Here is a 19,134-nt window from a genome sequence, read left to right on the forward strand (position 1 = left end):
TCCCTTTATTTTTTAAGGACAAAAATCTTCAAAGGAATTGAGTGATGCAAGCACTTCATCAAGTCTTGGGTTGGACAGGACACAATGATCAGTTTCGAGATTTCCAATAACTATTCTGGGGTATGCTATCTGTTTGAACCCTTCGATAACGGTGAAATTCATACCCTGGTCGAAAAGAAGTCTTAATGTGCCCTCTAATGAATTGTTACGTATCGCAGCTACGGATTTATCAGCGTCGATCCCTACGGAAACATCAGCACCGGCTTCAAAAAAACCGGTAGTGTCTTTTCCCTCTTCAAGAACATACTCGTGATCCCCGAGATGCTTGATCACTGCAACATGCCCTTTTGTTTTGAGTATAGGGATAAGCTGTTTGATGAAGGTGGTTTTACCGGAATTTGATCTTCCTACAACCTGAATTATCTTCATGGGGTTTCATCTCCTGTAATGTCGGGATCTTCTTTTACGGGGCTGATATCTTGAATATTTTCCTGATTTTTATTTATTAGCGTGAGGACCGTTGTTGAAAGAGGGGAAATCATTTCCTGTTCATGATCACTCGATGGTGAAGTAATGACAGGAAAATTTACGGCCGATTCATCGCTATGAATGGCCGTTGTTTCCAAATCCCCGGGCGAAACGTCCACTCTGTCCGGAGATAGCGGCTCCGTACGGGTGCCTTCTGTAGGAACCGTTTCTTTTGTTTTCCTTCGTCTCTTTGTTTTTTGCTGTGTCGATATATCCGTTTCTAAAGGGGCTGTTATTTTTTCTGTTATGTCGGGTTTTCCCTGGGGTATGGCCCCTGTTTCGGTATCTTCTGCTCTTGTCCGGAGTATTGTTTTTGCTGCTTCTCCGACACTTCGCATGACCTTGGTGATGCGATCCTCTATATCGATCTCTTCATCGATATCCAGGGTTGTGCCTTCGACTTCCAATAAAAATCGTGCAACTTCGCTGGCTTCAAAGAGCAGATCGTCGAGTTCATCGGTAGTAAAAAATCCACACATTGCTCCATAAAAAAATGTGGCACTCGATTTACGCACCTTTTTTTTGAAAGAATTGCGTGCCTGGTTCACTGCCTGGGGAGTATAGGTATCCTCCATAAAAGGGACAAGTTCCGGCAGATGGTTTCCGATAAAGGTCATTTCAGCTCCACCGGATGTGCGGAAATCAGTGCACAGGCGTGCAAGCGCCCATTCACGGGCCGTTATATAGGTCCTTTTGCGTAAAAACTGGTTTACCTTGCGATAGGTTGCTCCATCGACTTTCTTGAATTTTTTATATTTATTGATCTCCTGCTGGATATTTGCGTTGTCCATTATCATACACCTTTCAAGAATTGGTTTATCCCCGTATGGGAACATTCTCCAAGAGATAGTTGATTATTTGGCCGCTTTATTTATAGCATTATATGGTTTATAAATGGCAATCACTACGTCGGATTACGATGTTTCTCCCTCGAAATCAGAGAGCGAATTAAAGGGATATTCGAAAAAGAACCACGAATTGACTATTTCTCATTCTTTTTTTTATGGCGAAAATACTGATTTTTCTTTATTGAAATATTGCAGATTTTTCGTAGAACATTTATTCTCTTGTATTATCCCTAACGGGACTCTTCGGAAATGCAATTATATGACGTCCTTTTTAATTCCGATACTTTCCGCTCTACCCCTACTGCAGGGGCATTTTTAATATCGGGGTTGGATCACGGAAGATTTTGTATTCGGTGGGAAAAGTGAAGATTAAAGGTTGGTGTCAATGGGATGTCCCTCCCGGATTTTCTCCATTATCAGGAGTGTACTCATACCCTCATAGCCGGTTGAGGAATATTGGTGAATTCTTGGAAGTTACAGGCTCTCTGCAGAGTGCTTAATGAGACTTTCCCATTTAATGAGGGGATAATTCGGGTAGTGTGTAGGATATTGAATTTGTAATGTTCCCGGACAACAAATTTGTGGAATAATAATGGATGGGATGTTTAGATTGTATAATCCGTGAACAAACGATAATCAAATTGGAATTGACGGCTTTGTAGATCCCAGGTGATGTTTATCGATGTAATATTTTAAAAATAATCAAGACTGGTAGCAAATATTGTGTACGCCCAGGCGCTCTTTGCACACATTCCAGGTAATAATTTCTGCAGATGCTGGTTCGACTATTGTATGCATAACCGATATCTGGTGAGTTTTTTATTACCCATTGCATGGGCCTAATCCTGTTCGGTTAAAATGCTTTTTTTTTAAATAAATTTTCTTTCGAGTTTTTTTGTACCTTTTTGATATTGGTTTATTCCGGTTTAATCAGGTTTTTCTGAATAATATCAGAGAACCAAATCATAAAACGCCCCTTTTACATATAGCATCATATAGTTTATTAGATGTTCTGCAACATTTTTCAAAATTCCACAAAATGCTCAAAATGACTTCTTTTTAATAAAATAACAAAAATCTGGGGCTTTTGCAGTTTTCAATAATTTGGGTATCATTCATTTTTAATTAAGCTGCATCCTGTTCCGGATTGTAATTATGTAGCGAAGACCCTGAAAAAAATCCGAATAATGGGAAGGAAAACAGGGTAAATGAAGAAAAGGGGATAATTCTTGCCCATTTTTTATTGTTCAGGTTCATTTTTCATTTCACCTTCGCATCTGTATTTAGTTCATGCACAGGGGAGTAACATAAAAAAATGATGTAATTTTTCATATGTAGTTAGTTTTTGAACCCGTCGATAATCGAATAAATAGCCTGGAATGGCTGTTATCGCTTCATTTTTTAATCAGATTCAGATATTTTGGTTTTTTTTAAGTCTAACCTGCCAGAATCTCTTTCCTGGAAGCAGTGATTTACAAATGCCTTTTTTATAAGTTTCCAACGGGTGAATGGCAAAAAAAACAGCAATGCCAATATAATTACATCGATATTTTATCACTGAAGAAGGGATACAAAGGGCAAGAAATAATGAAAAGATCGTTGTCATCTGTGGGAAGATGCACGGGTAATTCGATAGATCCCAACGAACAGGTCAGAGAGAAATATCCGGATTAGTCTGGCCGAAAGGATTTCGCCAGGAAAAATATTAGCACTCGGTAGCACAAAACAAGGGAGAAATTCAGCGCTAAAACCGGATTCCTGATAATAATGGGATTGGATTTTTTATTCTGTGGGCATTGCCCATCGCATTTTTCAGCCCGTAAATTTTCAATTTGACGCTCGGGAAATTCTTGTGAGGCACCAAAGAATCGCTCTCGGAGGCTACAGTATTTCGTGCTTCAGCCCCCGCCGACCGGGCATCCCCCCAATATCACGTTAGCCGTCAGAAATCTGACAAATTCCTTAAGATGGGAGTCGGGGGAACTATCCCCTTGGGCAGTCTCTCCCTTTGGGGAGAGAGGGGGTCATCCACCTACTGTTATAGAGGACCTTCGGGCAACGGAAAATAGAATTTTAACTGACCTTTTTGAATTAAAAATCATTCCAGTTCCGGCGGAAAAAAGGTTTCAGGGCCGCCATACCGGTGATTTGGAAAGTGGATATCCAATTTAATTTGGATACGGGATGTCGCCAGTATCTTTCATCCGGCTTAATCAACGATAAAACACGTCCTTTTTAAGAAAACAGAATTAATTCGCCCTAAAAACCCGGCTTCAGAAGTCCTTTAGATTCATTCTGCAGTTCGAAATGGATGATTCCAGGAATATTTTTACGCCCGGGATTTTTGAAAATTGTAGGTTTTATTAGACCAAAGTGAAAGAAAAACGAGAGCATTCTTCCTTTTTTTGCCGATTGGAAATCTTTCATCAGAATGGAAAATCCAATTGTAAATCCAGATTTTCTGACGACAGATTGGCTGAAAAAATCCCCATTTTTTCCAATTTGATCAGACTTCCCGGGTTCTCAGCCAGCAATCCGATTTCGCCGGCATCTTCCCGTTAAAAATTTCATAACGGGACATTACAAAAAAAATCATTGAACGAAACTCAGTCCAAAGTGAACAATATTCCTTGAAAAAACCGGACATTATTTTTATATTTCCCAACCAGGCAAAATGATATCAGAGGAATTTTCTCAACAGGCACAAAAAACATCGTTCCAGTGCATTTATTCTCCGACGTTAATTTACTTTGCAGGGCAATAGCGGGCTTCCGGTCGATGATCACAAGGGTGATGGGGGTCTGGGACCATCAAATTGAAAAAAAGGCCTGTTTTGAAAACTCGTTTTTTATTACCGACAGACATTTTGTGAACTTTTTGCACTTTTCTTATGTCCATGTGGATGAGGGAATGATATTTTTTTGTATTTCCGGAATTTTTTTTTTGAAGAGATTACTCTCTTTTTTGAAAAACAGTAAAAATTTTGGAATTTTTCAGACTTCGCAGAATAGGTATTCTACGAAAACCTTTATTTAATCGAGCAAAGATAGAATAGAGCATGGAAAGCGGGTATTTCTCGGAGTGGCTCAAAAGCTACCGGAACTACCTCCGGATGCGCAACTACTCTCCCCGCACACTTGACAGTTATGAGCAGGTGATGAAACATTTTGCTTATTATGTCTGGCTTCGCAGGAATACGGAGATAACCAAACTCGTCATCTACTGGAAAGATTTCGAAAATGCCCGCCTCGACACAAGTGTTGAGGTGACCCCCCTCATGGTGACTGATTTTCTCTCATTTGTCTCGTCGATGCGAACGTACAAGCCAAAGACGTTTCATCGCATTATCTCGACGATGAGTTCATTTTACCGGTTTCTTTACACCCAGGGGGCTGTCACTTCCAACCCCCTGACCGGCATTGAACGGCCGCGAGTCAAGCAGCAGGACATAAAATATCTCAAACATAACCAGGTGCTTCGCCTGATTGATTCGATAGAAGATCCTCGTGACAATCTCATTGTCCGGACCATATATGCCACCGGTGTCCGTGTATCAGAACTGTGTGGAATGAATGTTGAGGACATTGACTTCGACGAGCACACGATACGGATCCGGGGTAAAGGTGATAAGTCCCGAATCGTCTTTGTCGATGATGATACCCTGGCCGATCTCCTGAAATTTATTGGCAATCGTATCGTCGGCCCCGTCTTCGTCGGGCAGCAGGGAAAACACATCTCTTCCCGTGCCATCCAGCATATTTTCAAGCACTATGCCCCGAGCGGAATTACCCCGCACAAGATACGCCACAGTTACGCCAGCGAACTCTATAAGCGTTCAAAGAATCTTCGGGTTGTCCAGGAAAATCTTGGCCATACTTCCATCAAAACAACGGAGATCTACCTGCATACCGATATTGATGAGCGCCGTCAGGTCTACCAGCAGTTTTTCCCGCTCTCCAAGACAAACGGGAACGGGTAATTTTACTTTCCCCTAGTGAATACATGACAAGAAATTATCCCGGGATTCCTTCTTTTTTGACAATGCAGAATATCTCAAAATATTAGTTATTTCTCTATTTAACGTTCAAATCGTGCTGTTTTTTCTTTTTCTCTCATCTCATCATTTTTCGCAATAAACCGTATGATGCTATATGGTAACTACTTAACTTTTTTAGCTTCGATCGGGCCAAACGAGATGCTGGATTAATGCCCCGATCATTTGCGTGGCTGGTTTTTGAATACAAAAACCTGAAACAAATGCCCGGAAAATAAAGTGCACGGAATAACTCCCCGGCAACCCTGGCTGTTTAAAAAAACAGGTCGGTATAGAGGTCAAATCCCGGTAAATGCCCCGTATCCGGAACATTTTTGGATCCTCCCGGCATTATCCGGCCCTGTTGAAATACCCGGCCCGGGTAATCACTGGGCGGGAATACCGGTTCCCTGGATATCTCGTCTCCTCAGTGTGAAACAATTGCAAATCTAATGGTGTTGCAATTGCGTGGGAACCGGGTATCCTTTCCTTAAAATCCAGAATTTTTTTAATCCAATCCAATTCAATTACATCTCCCGTCATTTATCATCATAAATCAATCAAATCCAATTATTTTGAAAATCGAATCCCATGAAGTAAAAATTCATGCAAATCCGGATTTATCTAATTTTTCCTCATCTCACAATGTGGATACGCATATTTTCATTACGTTGGAACTGGTATTTTATAAAAACTCTTTTTAAAAAAATCAAATCTTTTTTCAATTTAATATTTTTTGTATCGTAATCTTCCACAATTCCAATGTTTTGGAAATCCAAACGCATTTCTGATAAATGTCTTTTTCTAATTTATCCAAAATATTCCCATAATCTCGCCTGAAAACAAATCCTTTGAAAAAATAATCTTCGGGCACTGCACATTTCTTTTATTTTCACTCCTTAACCGTACTAGCCCTAAAATAATCCAATGTTTTCGGAAATCCAATTCCCTGCCATACATCATCTGTAATTGGATAAAATATCAAATTTTTCAATTTTTATTCGTGCAATCAAATATATCCAATTCTTTTGAAAATAAATGTTATAACGTATGATTTAATCAAATCCAATTTTTTATAATATCTTGAAATTGTCCCTGTTCTAGTATTTCCCAAATCCAATCATTTATATGCAGATTTTCTGACGTGGATAGATTAAAATTCGAAAATATCCAATGTTTTACCCTATGCCAAAGGTCCATAAACGAAAATACGAAAAAATCGATGATGCCGAGATTGACCTCGTCATCCAGTGCAATGACAGTCATGAATTTTACGAGCGGTACCGGGAGGTCTTTCCCACAAAAAAGAAAGGAATCGACAGCATCAGCAAGATCTGGAAACGCCGCAGTGAATTTATTAAAAAACTGCAGCCCGCTGAGGAATCCATAGAACCCGCCAATGGATCAGGATCTTCGCGAGAACTCGAGCTGCTGGTTACCGCACAGAATAAAATCCTGTCTGAATTGTCAAATGTTATGAAAGAACAGCTCAAGGTAAGCAGGGAAATTCTCGCACATCTCCCAAAACATATTCAGAAAAATGAGGAACCCGCAGCCCGGCACACTGAAACCAGTACTCCGGAACAGAAAGAACCGGCAAAGAAATCCTGTCCGGAAAAACGTGCTGACATTGTTATCGGATCCTGATTTCCTGATACCTTGTGTCCTATAGTAAAACCATTCGTGAACAAAAAATAATTATATCACCTTCCCCTTTTTTCCCTGCAAAATGACCGGGGCAAAAGCTATCCTTATAGTCCTGACATGCATAGGTATTATGGCATTTTCCTGCAGGGAAAATGTGCGGTTAACCATTCCGTAAATCAAAACCCCCGTAGTGTAGCGGTCAATCATGCCAGCCTTTGGAGCTGGCGACACCAGTTCGAATCTGGTCGGGGGTATGCAGAGTGAAATATGGGCGATTCTCGCCCATTTCTCTAAAATGGGTCAAATTTGAATCTTTTTTGTTTATAATGACAATTTTAGAGTATCGAAATCAGAGCGAACGCGAGACTGCGGAGACGAACAGTCTCGACCGATATTCATGTCAGCAAACTACCGTTGAGACGGTGTGAGGGGAGCGGAGCTCTACCAGAATCAGAATGAACGCCAGATCAACTACTGTAAAGATTCCGGACCATATTCATAACCCCCATGCCTTTTTCTGTTACTGTATAGAGCCCGCTTGTCTCGGATTTGATCACGAGGCCGGCTTCGATAAGGCGGGTGATGTGGAAGAGGAGATGACCTCCCTTATGTCCGGTGAGTGTACTCAGCTCCGAGTACGACATGCTGCCATTCGAGAGCGCTTTGATCATGGAAAAGCGTACCGGATTCGCCAGCGGTTCGATGATGGATGAGAGGACCAACTCATCCGGCAACTCGGAGATAAGGATATCCTGGTTCTTCCGCTTCAGGGCACGCCGGGTTGCCGAAAGATCCCGGATCGCATGGATCATCCGGTCGCGTTCAACAGAGAATACCTCAATGCAGGCTTTGCACTGCAGGCTGTTCCGGAGGTAGCGGTCTGCCATCTCCCGGTCCTGCCGAATTTGGTCCTCGATGAACCGTTCAGTACTCTCCGGATCCAGGCGTTCGCCGAATTCCCGCAGCCGGTTAAGGGTGATATCCATGCACTCCTTCCGGTCATAGACATTGCAGGGATCCGGGCAGACCCGCTCGAACTCACGCTTTGCATCAGAGAGGACAAGATCAAGGAGAAGCCGCTGGTACCCCTGGCCGAGCTGTTGGCGCATGGCCTCGATCTTCTCTTCTATGAGGAGTGACTGGAACGAACGCAGCTCCGTAACAATGGTCTCGCTGATATCCCGTTGCCCGGCCTGCAGGTCACGGAGCGTCTTCTCTATCCGCACGATCCGGTCTTCAATCTCATCCTTGCGCATGCTTTGATTCCTGTAAGTATAGTGGAATTACCTTCAGATATATTTCTTTTTCACACAATCCTGTACGTGCATGAAAGAAGAAATCAATGCAACAGATTATCGCGAAATGACCGCCCCGTGCGGCCTCGACTGCTTCAACTGCCCGGTGCACCTGGCACAATTGGACGAAGAGATCCGGAAACAGATCATGGTAAACCTTAGCGTGAACTATAACGATGCAGCATGCGGCGGCTGCCGGAGCGTGAACGGTGTCTGTCCGCTTGGGCGGAAGCACGGCGCAAAACAGTGTGAGACCTACTCCTGTGTCATCGCAAAAGACATTGGGACCTGTGCTGACTGCACAGACTTCCCGTGCGACAGGCTCCAGCCATCGGCGAACCTACCTGCCGGGGTCCCGCACAACCTCAAGGTGTACAACCTGGCATTGATCCGGAAGATGGGTTTAGAGAAATGGGCTCTCGAAAAAGCAAATCTTGTGCGAGATGCATATTTCGGTAAAAAAATCTGACCACCCGGTTTTTTTCAGGAATGTTCCGGCCTCCCGCATTGCCGGGGTCCGGAAGACTGTAAAAACATCGGCAAGGGGCGCGGATTGAAAAAGATTCTAACTTATTGTCAGGAATCTGGTCGGGGGTATTACCACGAATCAAAGGATTTCTTTTTTACGTATAACAGAAGAATGTGATTGATGGAACCACTTCCGCTCAGGCTCCGTATTTACCTGACCATATTTTTGATTGTAGTCCTGGGAGGTGCCATTGGGATGATGGCCGTTGAACACCTCTCTCCGGTAGATGCATTCTACTTTATCGTCGTTACCCTGACTACCGTCGGATATGGGGATATCTATCCCCTCACAACCGTGGGTAAACTGCTGGTGATGGTGATCATTCTTGCCGGGGTAAGTTGTTTTCTCGGCCTGGCCGCAGATGCGGTTGAATTTATCCTCGAACGGCGCGAGCGGGAAAAACGGCTGGCAAAACTGAATATGATCATCGGGATTTTTTATTCTGAAGTGGGTACCCGGCTGCTGAGAAAATTCAGTGTCCATGATACTGGTGTTGAAAAAATCCGGTCTGCCCTGCTCGTCTCAAATACCTGGTCCGATGAGGATTTTAAAAAAGCACATGCTCTTTTAAAGGATCATTCATTCCAGCTGGACAGCCGTTCTCTCCCGCTTGAGGAATTACATGGTTTCCTTTCGCATCACAAGGGGTTCATGCTGGCCCTGCTGGAAAATCCCCAACTCTACGAACATGACCGGTTCACCGATCTCATGCACGCCGTTTTCCACCTGGCAGAAGAGCTGATCTCCCGGGAACGGCTGGTGGATCTCCCGCAAGCCGATTATAATCATTTATCCGGTGATATCACCCGCGTGTACAGTCAGCTGGTGGTGGAGTGGCTGGTCTATATGCAACATCTCAAAAAACATTACCCGTACCTCTTCTCGCTGGCAATGAGAACGAACCCGTTCGATGCGCATGCAAGTGCAATCGTGCAGTGATCGAACGCCAACCAGGACTTATCCATTTTTTTTATTTTTCGTTAACTCCCCCAATTGCAGTGCCATCACGATCAAACCTGTCCCTGTCCGGAATGCATGGCACGATTGCCTGTCTGGCCGTCCGCATAAAATTCCGTTACCAGAGATTTACTTGACGAAGCTGAAAAAAAATTATCCCAGTTCCAGCACCGCGAGCAGGTTTTCCCTGGCTGCCATTTCCGTGATCACCGATACGACCGGGGCAGGCGAAAGTGCAGGTCTGCGCCGGGCCTCGGCTTTTGCCATCCTGCGCATCTGCTTTTTCGAGAGCAGGAATGCCCGGTCTTCCTCCGCTGCAAAAAGATCCAGCGGGGTGCACCTGATGGGCGTAGTCGCAATATTGAATGCCGCATTCACATCGGCGTGCACCACATACCCGCAGTGCGGGCACTCGAACCGCTTGCGAAACCTCCTGCCAAATTCCCCGCACCGGCAGCAGCGTTTGGACGTGTAGGCCGGGTTTACGTAAATAACAGGAATTCCCCGGTTGTGCGCCCGCTGTTCAACCATTTTCTGGAGCGTGAAAAACGATCCATTGTCGAACGTGAATTCATACTCCCGGACATTTTGTTCGTGACGGGTGTAATGATTCGAAAAGAGCTTCTCAAATTTGATGCCGGTGCCCATGGATTCGGCAAAGTTGACGATCTGCCGTGTTATGGCGGCAAGGGCTGCTTTGAATGATTTTCGTTCCCGGGTTTTTAATTTTTTTAATTTCCAGAGTTTTCCTTCTTTCCAGAATTTTGTGCAGTTGTTGACAGAGTGCGTGTGGGTATGATGGATACTTTTCCCCAGTTTCAGGATCTTTCCGCTCAGCGGGTCTGCGGCAACTGCCACGTGGCCCGTGGTGTTTAAGTCAACACCAATCCAGCGGATCTCATTGAGTGTGGCGAAATGAACTTCAATCACCTCTCATACGGGAATTCCGACGGCGATACTTATCCTTACCAAACACTTCAGTGGTCTTGTCATCCTCCTTTGCTTAGAGAATAGTAACCGAAGTATTTCGGATATATCTTGTGGTCGGCATGAACCGGTAAAAAAAAGAGGGATGCATCGTGACAATCAGGGTTGAAGTCTATGCCATCACTGCATAGGCGACAAGCGAGAGCAGGAATGCGAGCAGCAGCATGGCAAGCGAGAGCGGGGCGACAAATACGAGCATCGCATTGACCGTGCTTGCCAGCTGGGAAATCCGGTTCGAGCCAAAGACAACCACATGTTCGCAGTGCGCCGTGCTCGCGGCCACTTCAGCGGGTGACAGGTCGCTGATTGCGTCCCGGATGCTCTGCATGACGAATGGCAGGAACTCTGCAACCGGGACATGCATGCCGACAGGATTTTTCCCGGTTATCGTGTTGACGACATGGGAATCCGTTGTCATGACTTCTGCATGATCGACAAGCGTAAGGATCTGCTCAACCAGCACCTCACGCACTCCCTGGGCCATGTTATTGCCATCGATGAGCACATAGGCAGTCCGCTGCCCGTCCACCTCCGTGATCAGTGCCTGGATTCCTAAGTCCCCGAATCCCTGCTCACGGCTGTAGGGCAGGGTCACGTGGGATACCCCCATGCTCAGGGGGAGGAGAGGAGCTTTGCTGCATATTTCCATTGCATTAAATGCCGCACGCTGGTACTCGGTTGCCGTCAGGGTTGCAAGAAGGATTGGCGACGAAAGATCGGTCATACAGTTGTGGCCGTCGACAAGGGCGACATGGGGGAACCAGCGGTGGCCTTCTGCCATGATCGTGGATCCAATGGAAAAATCCAGGTCCTCGGTCCGCTGTGGCGAGCGGGTGGTGACGAGCAGCACGGAGTCGCTGAACCGCTGGTAGAGCACCTGGACAGAACCTACCGTCAGGCGCCCGGATCTCCCTGCGGTCCCTGCATACGACAGGTCATTGCGCGATTTCCGTACCGCATCGATCACTTTGTTGATCTCGGATTCCGACACGAGATTGAAGTCATGGGTGGCGCACCCGTGAGGGACAAGCGTCTCTTCGGGGAAATTGTCATGCAATACTTTGGGCAGGTTTCCCCCGCCGATCTCGCCCATGGGGCCCGGGTGAAGGTTCGGCACGGTAAACAGGACCGGCGTTCCCTTTTCGCGCCGGAAGAAGAAATTTACCTGCGGGACAAAGATCTCTTCCCCAATCTCCCGGAAAAAGTCCTCCATTCCCTTCGAACCGTCGGTCATGTGGGCAATAAACGCGTTGATGAAAGCAAGGCCCCGTATTTTGAAGGCACGCTTGAGGGGGCGCTCTATCATCCAGATGAGGATCACAAAACCCAGCCCGAAGACGAGGTGGAGGACCAGCGCTAAGATTGCAAATGAGGGGGTGAAGAGAAACATTCCCACCAGGATACCCACACCGCTCTGGGTGAGGGCAGGGAGGATCATTCTCGGTACCCGGTAATCAGCAATCGCAACAAGGACTAAAAGACGAAGACCGAAAATAAACCCGAGCGAGATTGCATAGAAGAGGGGAATGAAGGAAACTGAGGATAACAGTGCAGCAAGGGTGATGATCACGCCAAAGACCGTGCAGGTGAGCGCGAGAAGCCCGGACCGGTTCCAGGTCATGGTCTTGCCACTGTACTCAATCATGGGCTTTGTCAGGAGCAGGGCCGCGATTGCGGGTATGCTGAACGCGAGAGTTCCGGAGAAGAGGAATTTTTCCGGCAGGAAGAACAGGTTGCTGCTCAGCACGGTCGGGAGGGTAAAGCCGATATTACTGGTGAACGGGAGGTTTAACCAGGAACGGGCACTGGCCCCATCGATGATAAGGCCGAGGATAACGATGAGGAAAAAGGACCTGAGTGCAGAAGGAGCAGTGAAAATATACCGGGAGAGCTGCCCCAGTTTCACATCACTGTCCTGTCCCATCAGGAAAAACCCCCGAGCACCAGTTCATGCCGGTCGGGTAGCGACCGGATCTCTGAACTCGTGTAAGTGATCGGCCGGGAGAAGAATGGCGCATTGAGCGTGAGGCTCTCGTACTCCCCGCCTTCGCCGGCAAGATTGATCCGCCGGGCAGCAGCGACCCGTTTGAGCCGGCTGATGAGATCCTCGTTGAAATGCGCCCCGAGAAAACTCTCGTCAAGTCCTTCTGCGGCAGTGACAATGATCATGGCATCCATACGGGCCGCCACTTCCTTCAGCAGGAGTTCGGTATCCATGTGCCAGAGCGGCGTGAAAAGTTCAACGCCGAGTTTGTCGGTGATCGTCTTCACCCGGACTGCCTGGTATTCCGATGCAACCGCGCCGGCAATTACGCCCTCGATATCCAGTGCGGCAAGCCCGGCTTCGAGATCTGCCAGTTCATCTTCCTTGCGCCCGTGGGTTGCGATCTCAATGTACTCCATACCGGCAACTTTTGCCATAACCGGGACTGCATCGAGATTGGCTGAATGGAACATGTACGAGTCGCGGTTCTCGGGGCGGGCCGTCACCATGTACCGCACATCCTTTCCGCTGTCGATGGCCTTCTGGCACGACAGGATCGAGTCTTTTCCCCCGGAAGTGAGTGCGGCCCAGCTCATGATTATACTCCTGTCTTTCCCGGCGTCTCAAGGGTACCGAAATGCTGCTGGTACCGCATCTTCATCGCGTTCCAGTCCGGCAGGTGCGTCTGGCAGCCAACGTGTTCGACCACGTACGATGCCGTGACCGTGCCGATCTTGCAGCACGTTACCGGGGTATACCCGCGTACGTATGCCGAGAGGAACCCGGCCCGGTACGCGTCTCCGGCACCGGTTGGATCGGCAAGCGTGACCGGGACTACCGGCACGAAATGCTCCTTGCCTTTTGTATAAAGCGTGCTCCCGTCCCCGCTCATGGTGAAAATTGCCGTGTCCACCTGGCCGATCAGCGCTTCGCGGGTGATACCCAGCGTCCCGCACATCTGTTTTACCTCGTGCTGGTTGGCAAAGAGTACATCGATATTGGTGATGATCGTCTCGAGCTGTTCCCTGGAATAATAGAAAACATCCTGCCCGGGATCGAACGAGGCAAACTCGCTTCGCTCCGCAACCCGGCAGTTGAACGTTGGATCCGCCGTTGCCATGTGAACGAACGGGAGTGACGGCGCATCGGAAGTCGCGAATGCCTTTGAAGCCCCCCACTCGAAAAAGGTCATCTGGTCGCCGCAATCATCGGTGAACATAAACGCAGTCGGGGTATGGGTGCCCGGCACCGCAAAGAACTGCTGACCGATGCCGAGTTTATGCATCCAGCGATCATAGTCGCTGCCGGTAAAATCATCGCCAATGCAGGAGACTAAGGTTACCTTCTCGCCCAGCATCGCGATACCTGCTGCAATATTTGCCGCACCGCCGCCGAAATAGATCTGCCGGTCAGAGATATGGGTCGAGCAGTTCTTTTCGGGCAGGTGGGCTACCCGGGATATATGATCGATAGCCGTGTGCCCGACAATATGGATCATTGTTCCTGCACGTCCAATAATTTTAAGGGAACATCCCGCAGGGCTTTTCCAATCGTCTGCTTGGCGATCCGGCCGGCATGTTCCGGTGTCTCGGCGCGGAAGACTTTCATCTCCAGCACGAGCCCGACAAGGGCGGTATCTGCCACAACGATTGCGCTTGAGAGCGTCTCTTCGCAGTAGGGGCAGGCTAAAAATCCTGCTTCGACTTCAACGTACTTTGCCTGGGGATTCAGGCGTTTTCCCGCTTCACTGATGGCAATCCCGATCGCGTCATCCAGCGTCTTGACATCGCGAACGAGCCAAGCGGATTCAATTGTTACAAGATAATCTGGCATTTTTCCTCTCCATTTACCACGTATTCAGGTGCACGTGCTCTCCTTCTGCCATGCGCCCGCTCAGTTGTGCCGGCGGGTGGCCTTTTCCTACGGCAAGCAGGGAGACCGGGCGGATGTGTGGGGGCAGCGAGAGTACGGTGCGTACTTCCTCGTCATCGAATGCGCCGGTCCAGCAGGACTGGAGTTTGCGTGCATGGGCGGCAAGCATCATGTACGTGCAGGCAATCGTTGCATCCTCAAGCCCGTACAGGATTCCCCGGTCCCCGTAGCGCGACATCCCCCGCACATAATTGGCACACACGACAAAGATCGCGGGCGCTTTTTCGATATGCTCCTGGTCGAGCGCAGCTTCGGCCAGCATAGCTTTTGTCTCTTCATCCGTGACCACGACCACGTCCCAGGACTCAAGATTCCCGGCACTCGGTGCGGTACCTGCACAGGTCACGAGATAATCGATCTCTTCCTGGGTCAGGGGCTCGTCACTGTACTCGCGCACCGACGAACGGCTGGTTAAAAATCCTAAAAATTCAGAGGAGTCCATGTTCTGAAAGTACCTGCCATGCTTCCTGCGCAGGCGTAGTGGATGAGCTGATTGCAGCGGCAACCTTCTGCGATGCCTGGTCGAACTCGTTGCTCTCAACCAGCGAGATCGCTTCCGAGAGCGCATTGATCGCTTTTTGGAATTCGCTCTGCCCGGTGCTCTTGAAGGCAAACTGGAGCTCGTTACGGACCTGGTCCATCATCATGATGAGCATCCGTTTTCCCCCGGCCCGCTCCTGTTCTGAGAACCCGGTCAGTGCGATACTTAACTGGGATATAATAATCAGTTCGGATTTTGCCTTTTCACCGAACTGGTAACTTCTGACTGCAGTCTTGAGATCCATACTCACCATAGTTGTTATGGATAAAAGATAGTTATCCTTGACGGAATAGATCGCAAAAAATCAATTCAAAAAACCAGGGTGGGTGGATCTTTTTTATCCACCCGGCACGGGCGTATTGTTATATTACCGTGCAGATTTTGCCTTTGCACCGAGCGCGGACACCTTGGGCCGGGCCATGCGCCTGCGGATCATCGGGTTTGCCGTTGACTCGTTCAAACCGGAGCCGCCGGACCTGTCGCCCCTGCTGCCTCCGCGCCTGCCGCCGCCACGCTTGCCGCCGCGTCCCTGCATTGCTTCTGCCATGGCGTCGACCTGCTTGACGTTTGCGCCTGCCTTGAATCGCTGGTTCGGGCCGGGAGTCTTTGCCTGTCCTTCCTTCTTCGGGACGAGCCTGATCTTACCTTTTACTCCCTTAATCTGTGCCCATATTGTTGTTCCTGTCTTGCCCATAATTAAACTCCTTATCTAATTCTGTCCCACCACTCATAAATGTTCGCGCCTGCATCCGGGCGTGCAGGGAAAAAAAGAGAGGATTATTCTTTCCTGCCGGCAACTGCCGCATCGATCTCTTTTCGTAAGATCTCGCTGACCCGCTTGCCGTCAACCGAGCCCCGGACCTCTTCCATCACGAGTCCCATGAGCGGTCCCAGTGCGGCCTTTCCCTTTTCCTTAACAAAGTCCGAACGGGTGGCGATGATCTTTCTTACGACGGTCTCGAGTTCTGCGCGCGAGATCGCAGGCGCGAGCTGGGCGAGGGCAGCATCCACGGTACTTCCGGCAGCGATACTGCGGAGAAGATCGGGGATTGCTTCCTTTGCTGCACGCCCGGTCTCCACGGCATGCCAGATCGCGAGATAACTCTCATCGGTTACCGCACGCACATCAACGCCTTCGCGCCGGAGTTCGGTTGCGGTGGAGAGGATGGTGAATGCCGCAAGCTTGGGCTTGATCTTTTCGCTGACTGCCCGTTCAAACAGCGGCAGCTTGTCAGATGCCGCCAGCTGGAGCGCGTAATTCAGGTCAATCGCATAGTCCTTTGCGTACCGCTCGGCCTTGTGCGTGAGCAGTTCCGGCACGGTGACTGCCTTCCAGCGTTCTTCCCCGATCACGACCGGCAGGACATCCGTCTCCGGGTACATCCTCGCTGCGCCGGGCAGCGGGCGCATGTACGCGGTGCTGCCTTCTTCCAGCATCTTCCGCGTCTCTTCCGGTACCGGAGAATCAGAGAGTGCCATGCCGGCCCGGATGACGACCTGGCTGAGGGCACAGGCCGCCTGCTTCTCGTTAGCTCCCGAGACAATGATCACGCAGTCCCCTGCCTCCGCGTGCATGTGGCTGCGCAGCATCGCGACTTCCTCTTCCGTCACACCGTATGCAGGCAGCTCATCGGTGTGGAAGATTCCCCCCACCCCGCATTTCTTGGCATAGTCCGACATCTCACTGCCGAGACGGCGGCCCGGCTGGATCTCGCGACCCACGATCCCGGCAAATCCTTTGAGCGTGATCGCAGAGATCCGCTTGGCCTTTTTCAGGACCGTTGATTTCGTGTCTTTGAAGAGTCCGGTCACGTCCTGTGCCGTCGCATGGGCAACCGATGCACCCTTCGCCCGCAGTTCATCGCGGATCGCAAGCAGTGCCTGCTGGCGCTGGACCTCGCGTTTCACGACTTCTGCAATCAGGTCGAGTTCCTGCACGCCTTTGATCTCAACCCGGGCACCGCTTGCAATCGAGATATTCACGTCCTGCCGGATCGTGCCGATCCCGCGCTTGACTTTTCCGGTGGAGCGCAGCACCATGCCGATATACTCGGCCATCTTCTGCACCTCTTCGGGTGTGTGCATGCAGGGCGAGGTGGTGATCTCGATCAAGGGGATGCCCAGCCGGTCGAGCGAGAAGTGATCGTCTTTTACCCGCTGCGCCGCTTCTTCTTCAAGGCAGATGGTCTCGATCTCCCCGCCGTTCGGGAGGATTCCTTTTACCGCGACAAGACCCGTGCGCTGGAACCCGCTCGTGTTCGAGCCGTCAATGACCAGCTTGCGCATCGTGTGGATCTGCGGGATGGGGGTCATACCAAACATCTTGCCGATCGTCAGGCAGACCGAGAGTGCCTCATCATTGAGCGGTGCCGGGGGTTCCTCATCATTCTCGACAAGACACGTGGTATCGTACGTAGAGTACAGGAACTTCCGGTCGCGTTTCATCTCTTCCTTAGCTGCCCGGTCGATCTCGCCCATCTCGCTCTCGGTTGCCCGGAGGTAGCGGAAGAATTCCCCGCTGTGTTCGGTAACTTCGCGGAGCAGGGTCGGGCAGTGACAGAAGAGTTTCTCCTTAGTATCCAGCTGCTGGTGGATCTCGATGCCCGCAACCAGTCCCAGCGCCTTATAATCCATGAGCAGACCTCCGGTTCAGTTCGCCTTTGCAATCGCTCTGCATCATCGCCGCCGCTTTTGTCCTGTCTTTCTCGTTGCCCAGCACCCACATCATCTTCACGAGCGCCACTTCGGGAAGCATGTCGCCGCCTTCGATGACTCCCGCGTTGAGAAGGTCGCGCCCGGTATCATAGACCCGGTCGCAGACCCGGCCATGCATGCACTGCGAGGTCATGACAACGAGCGTGCCCGCCTCGATGAGCTTCTTTATGGCCGGGATGAGCAGCGTGCTGACATGCCCGAGACCGGTGCCCGAGAGCACGAGGCCCTTGTAGCCGGCATAGGCGTTGATCAGGTCCGGTGACATGCCCGGGTAGAACTGCAGAAGTGCGCAGTGCGGTTCGAGCTGGTCGCGGAGTGCGAGTTTACAACTGCCGCGCCGGACTGCATCCGGTGTAAGTGTTACGGTGCGGGACGGGTACGCAACCGAGCCGATGGCCGGAAGGCCCACGCTCTGGAACGCGTCGCGGCGTGAGGTGTGCATCTTTCGTACTCGTGTACCCCTATGGATGGCGCAGGTGTCGTCGTTGGTGGTTGCGTGCATGACGACTGCAACTTCGCCCAGTTCACTGGTTGCTGCAGCAGCGGCACAGATTGCGTTCATCGCATTGTCGCTGGACGGCCGGTCCGCGGAACGCTGCGAGCCGACAAAGATGATCGGGACGGGCGTGTCGAGCATGAAACTGATCGCAGCCGCACTGTAGGCCATCGTGTCGGTGCCGTGCGTGACGATGATACCAGCTGCGCCGTTTTTGATCTCCGCATGGATCGCCCGGGCAAGTTCCTGCCAGATCGCCGGTGTCATATTCTCTGAGAGGATTGCGGCGAGCGGGAGCGTGCGGTAATTGGCAATCTGCGCAAGTTCGGGGATCGCGGTCAGGATATCGCTCGCATCGAACTGGCTGGAGACCGAGCCGGTCCGGTAATCGATCCGGCTCGCAATCGTTCCGCCGGTCGAGATGATCGAAAGTTCCGGCAGTCCTTCGGTTTTTTTCACTTCGCGGGATCGCGGGGGTGTCGGGACTGCCTGTTCAATGCAGGTGCAGGATACCGGCGGCACCCCGATATTGTAGCCCGAGCTGAGCTTGACTACAGCCATGCCGTCCCGGCTCGTGATGAAGATCCCCTTGTGGGTCTTGCCCCCGTATTCGCAGGACACGAGATCGCCGGATTTCATTGC

17 protein-coding genes, 1 tRNA gene and 1 pseudogene are annotated in these 19,134 nt (G+C 49.8%); 6 read left to right on the forward strand and 13 right to left on the reverse strand.

Annotation, left to right across the window (positions count from 1 at the left end; translation table 11 throughout):
• Positions 1–12: 12 nt before the first annotated feature.
• Positions 13–429 carry a molybdopterin-guanine dinucleotide biosynthesis protein B gene (mobB, locus tag CVV30_09655; GenBank protein PKL68188.1) on the reverse strand — a complete coding sequence of 139 codons (417 nt, stop codon included), beginning with the start codon at positions 427–429 and terminating at the stop codon, positions 13–15.
• Between the two features lie 398 nt (positions 430–827).
• Positions 828–1,319, reverse strand: a pseudogene (locus CVV30_09660) (hypothetical protein).
• A 2,835-nt stretch (positions 1,320–4,154) separates the two neighbouring features.
• Between CVV30_09660 and CVV30_09665 the strand changes: the two are divergent.
• From CVV30_09665 to CVV30_09680, 4 genes are all read left to right on the forward strand, one after another.
• Positions 4,155–4,412: a hypothetical protein gene (locus CVV30_09665; protein ID PKL68189.1), complete on the forward strand. Its 258-nt coding sequence runs from the start codon at positions 4,155–4,157 to the stop codon at positions 4,410–4,412.
• A gap of 22 nt (positions 4,413–4,434) precedes the next feature.
• A complete protein-coding gene (locus CVV30_09670) occupies positions 4,435–5,355 on the forward strand; it encodes an integrase (protein PKL68190.1) in 921 nt (306 codons plus the stop codon).
• Between the two features lie 1,239 nt (positions 5,356–6,594).
• Positions 6,595–7,056, forward strand: coding sequence for a hypothetical protein (locus CVV30_09675; GenBank protein PKL68191.1), 462 nt, complete (start codon positions 6,595–6,597; stop codon positions 7,054–7,056).
• Positions 7,057–7,237: 181 nt separating this feature from the next.
• Positions 7,238–7,310: transfer RNA gene (locus CVV30_09680), tRNA-Gln, on the forward strand.
• A gap of 213 nt (positions 7,311–7,523) precedes the next feature.
• On the opposite strand, the gene CVV30_09685 is transcribed toward CVV30_09680, so the two are convergent.
• Positions 7,524–8,312 carry a hypothetical protein gene (locus tag CVV30_09685; protein ID PKL68192.1) on the reverse strand — a complete coding sequence of 263 codons (789 nt, stop codon included), beginning with the start codon at positions 8,310–8,312 and terminating at the stop codon, positions 7,524–7,526.
• Between the two features lie 70 nt (positions 8,313–8,382).
• Between CVV30_09685 and CVV30_09690 the strand changes: the two genes are divergently transcribed.
• On the forward strand, positions 8,383–8,820 hold the full coding sequence (locus CVV30_09690; GenBank protein PKL68193.1) for a hypothetical protein: 438 nt from the start codon (positions 8,383–8,385) through the stop codon (positions 8,818–8,820).
• 180 nt (positions 8,821–9,000) lie between these two features.
• Complete coding sequence (locus CVV30_09695; GenBank protein PKL68194.1) at positions 9,001–9,819, forward strand: two pore domain potassium channel family protein; 819 nt, start codon at positions 9,001–9,003, stop codon at positions 9,817–9,819.
• A 171-nt stretch (positions 9,820–9,990) separates the two neighbouring features.
• On the opposite strand, the gene CVV30_09700 is transcribed toward CVV30_09695, so the two are convergent.
• From CVV30_09700 to CVV30_09745, 10 genes are all read right to left on the reverse strand, one after another.
• Positions 9,991–10,767 carry a hypothetical protein gene (locus CVV30_09700; GenBank protein PKL68195.1) on the reverse strand — a complete coding sequence of 259 codons (777 nt, stop codon included), beginning with the start codon at positions 10,765–10,767 and terminating at the stop codon, positions 9,991–9,993.
• Positions 10,768–10,936: 169 nt separating this feature from the next.
• The gene (locus CVV30_09705; GenBank protein ID PKL68196.1) at positions 10,937–12,748 is read right to left on the reverse strand and encodes a DUF2070 domain-containing protein; all 1,812 of its coding nucleotides are present in this window, start codon (positions 12,746–12,748) and stop codon (positions 10,937–10,939) included.
• Positions 12,748–13,404 (reverse strand): ATP-binding protein, encoded by a 657-nt coding sequence (locus CVV30_09710; protein ID PKL68197.1) that lies wholly within the window; start codon positions 13,402–13,404, stop codon positions 12,748–12,750. The genes CVV30_09705 and CVV30_09710 overlap by 1 nt, the downstream gene beginning before the upstream one ends.
• A 2-nt stretch (positions 13,405–13,406) precedes the next feature.
• Positions 13,407–14,306, reverse strand: a complete 900-nt coding sequence (locus CVV30_09715; protein PKL68198.1) for a sugar kinase — start codon at positions 14,304–14,306, stop codon at positions 13,407–13,409.
• Positions 14,303–14,641: a hypothetical protein gene (locus CVV30_09720; protein PKL68199.1), complete on the reverse strand. Its 339-nt coding sequence runs from the start codon at positions 14,639–14,641 to the stop codon at positions 14,303–14,305. Before CVV30_09720 ends, CVV30_09715 begins: the two co-directional genes overlap by 4 nt.
• A gap of 13 nt (positions 14,642–14,654) precedes the next feature.
• The gene (locus CVV30_09725; protein ID PKL68200.1) at positions 14,655–15,182 is read right to left on the reverse strand and encodes a nitroreductase; all 528 of its coding nucleotides are present in this window, start codon (positions 15,180–15,182) and stop codon (positions 14,655–14,657) included.
• Complete coding sequence (locus tag CVV30_09730) at positions 15,169–15,525, reverse strand: hypothetical protein (GenBank protein PKL68201.1); 357 nt, start codon at positions 15,523–15,525, stop codon at positions 15,169–15,171. The genes CVV30_09725 and CVV30_09730 overlap by 14 nt, the downstream gene beginning before the upstream one ends.
• Positions 15,526–15,648: 123 nt before the next feature.
• The gene (locus tag CVV30_09735; GenBank protein ID PKL68202.1) at positions 15,649–15,975 is read right to left on the reverse strand and encodes a hypothetical protein; all 327 of its coding nucleotides are present in this window, start codon (positions 15,973–15,975) and stop codon (positions 15,649–15,651) included.
• Between the two features lie 83 nt (positions 15,976–16,058).
• Positions 16,059–17,915 (reverse strand): Glu-tRNA(Gln) amidotransferase GatDE subunit E, encoded by a 1,857-nt coding sequence (locus CVV30_09740; GenBank protein ID PKL68203.1) that lies wholly within the window; start codon positions 17,913–17,915, stop codon positions 16,059–16,061.
• Positions 17,905–19,131 carry a Glu-tRNA(Gln) amidotransferase GatDE subunit D gene (locus CVV30_09745; protein ID PKL68204.1) on the reverse strand — a complete coding sequence of 409 codons (1,227 nt, stop codon included), beginning with the start codon at positions 19,129–19,131 and terminating at the stop codon, positions 17,905–17,907. Before CVV30_09745 ends, CVV30_09740 begins: the two co-directional genes overlap by 11 nt.
• Between the last annotated feature and the right edge of the window lie 3 nt (positions 19,132–19,134).

The sequence above is a fragment of the Methanomicrobiales archaeon HGW-Methanomicrobiales-1 genome (assembly GCA_002839675.1).
Lineage (GTDB): Archaea > Halobacteriota > Methanomicrobia > Methanomicrobiales > Methanospirillaceae > Methanoregula.

Excerpts from the sequence above, each read along its gene's own strand:
- mobB (PKL68188.1), bottom strand. The coding sequence starts at position 429 with ATGAAGATAATTCAGGTTGTAGGAAGATCAAATTCCGGTAAAACCACC.
- CVV30_09665 (PKL68189.1), top strand. The coding sequence starts at position 4,155 with ATGATCACAAGGGTGATGGGGGTCTGGGACCATCAAATTGAAAAAAAG.
- CVV30_09670 (PKL68190.1), top strand. The coding sequence starts at position 4,435 with ATGGAAAGCGGGTATTTCTCGGAGTGGCTCAAAAGCTACCGGAACTAC.
- CVV30_09675 (PKL68191.1), top strand. The coding sequence starts at position 6,595 with ATGCCAAAGGTCCATAAACGAAAATACGAAAAAATCGATGATGCCGAG.
- CVV30_09685 (PKL68192.1), bottom strand. The coding sequence starts at position 8,312 with ATGCGCAAGGATGAGATTGAAGACCGGATCGTGCGGATAGAGAAGACG.
- CVV30_09690 (PKL68193.1), top strand. The coding sequence starts at position 8,383 with ATGAAAGAAGAAATCAATGCAACAGATTATCGCGAAATGACCGCCCCG.
- CVV30_09695 (PKL68194.1), top strand. The coding sequence starts at position 9,001 with ATGGAACCACTTCCGCTCAGGCTCCGTATTTACCTGACCATATTTTTG.
- CVV30_09705 (PKL68196.1), bottom strand. The coding sequence starts at position 12,748 with ATGGGACAGGACAGTGATGTGAAACTGGGGCAGCTCTCCCGGTATATT.
- CVV30_09710 (PKL68197.1), bottom strand. The coding sequence starts at position 13,404 with ATGAGCTGGGCCGCACTCACTTCCGGGGGAAAAGACTCGATCCTGTCG.
- CVV30_09715 (PKL68198.1), bottom strand. The coding sequence starts at position 14,306 with ATGATCCATATTGTCGGGCACACGGCTATCGATCATATATCCCGGGTA.
- CVV30_09720 (PKL68199.1), bottom strand. The coding sequence starts at position 14,641 with ATGCCAGATTATCTTGTAACAATTGAATCCGCTTGGCTCGTTCGCGAT.
- CVV30_09725 (PKL68200.1), bottom strand. The coding sequence starts at position 15,182 with ATGGACTCCTCTGAATTTTTAGGATTTTTAACCAGCCGTTCGTCGGTG.
- CVV30_09730 (PKL68201.1), bottom strand. The coding sequence starts at position 15,525 with ATGGATCTCAAGACTGCAGTCAGAAGTTACCAGTTCGGTGAAAAGGCA.
- CVV30_09735 (PKL68202.1), bottom strand. The coding sequence starts at position 15,975 with ATGGGCAAGACAGGAACAACAATATGGGCACAGATTAAGGGAGTAAAA.
- CVV30_09740 (PKL68203.1), bottom strand. The coding sequence starts at position 17,915 with ATGGATTATAAGGCGCTGGGACTGGTTGCGGGCATCGAGATCCACCAG.
- CVV30_09745 (PKL68204.1), bottom strand. The coding sequence starts at position 19,131 with ATGAAATCCGGCGATCTCGTGTCCTGCGAATACGGGGGCAAGACCCAC.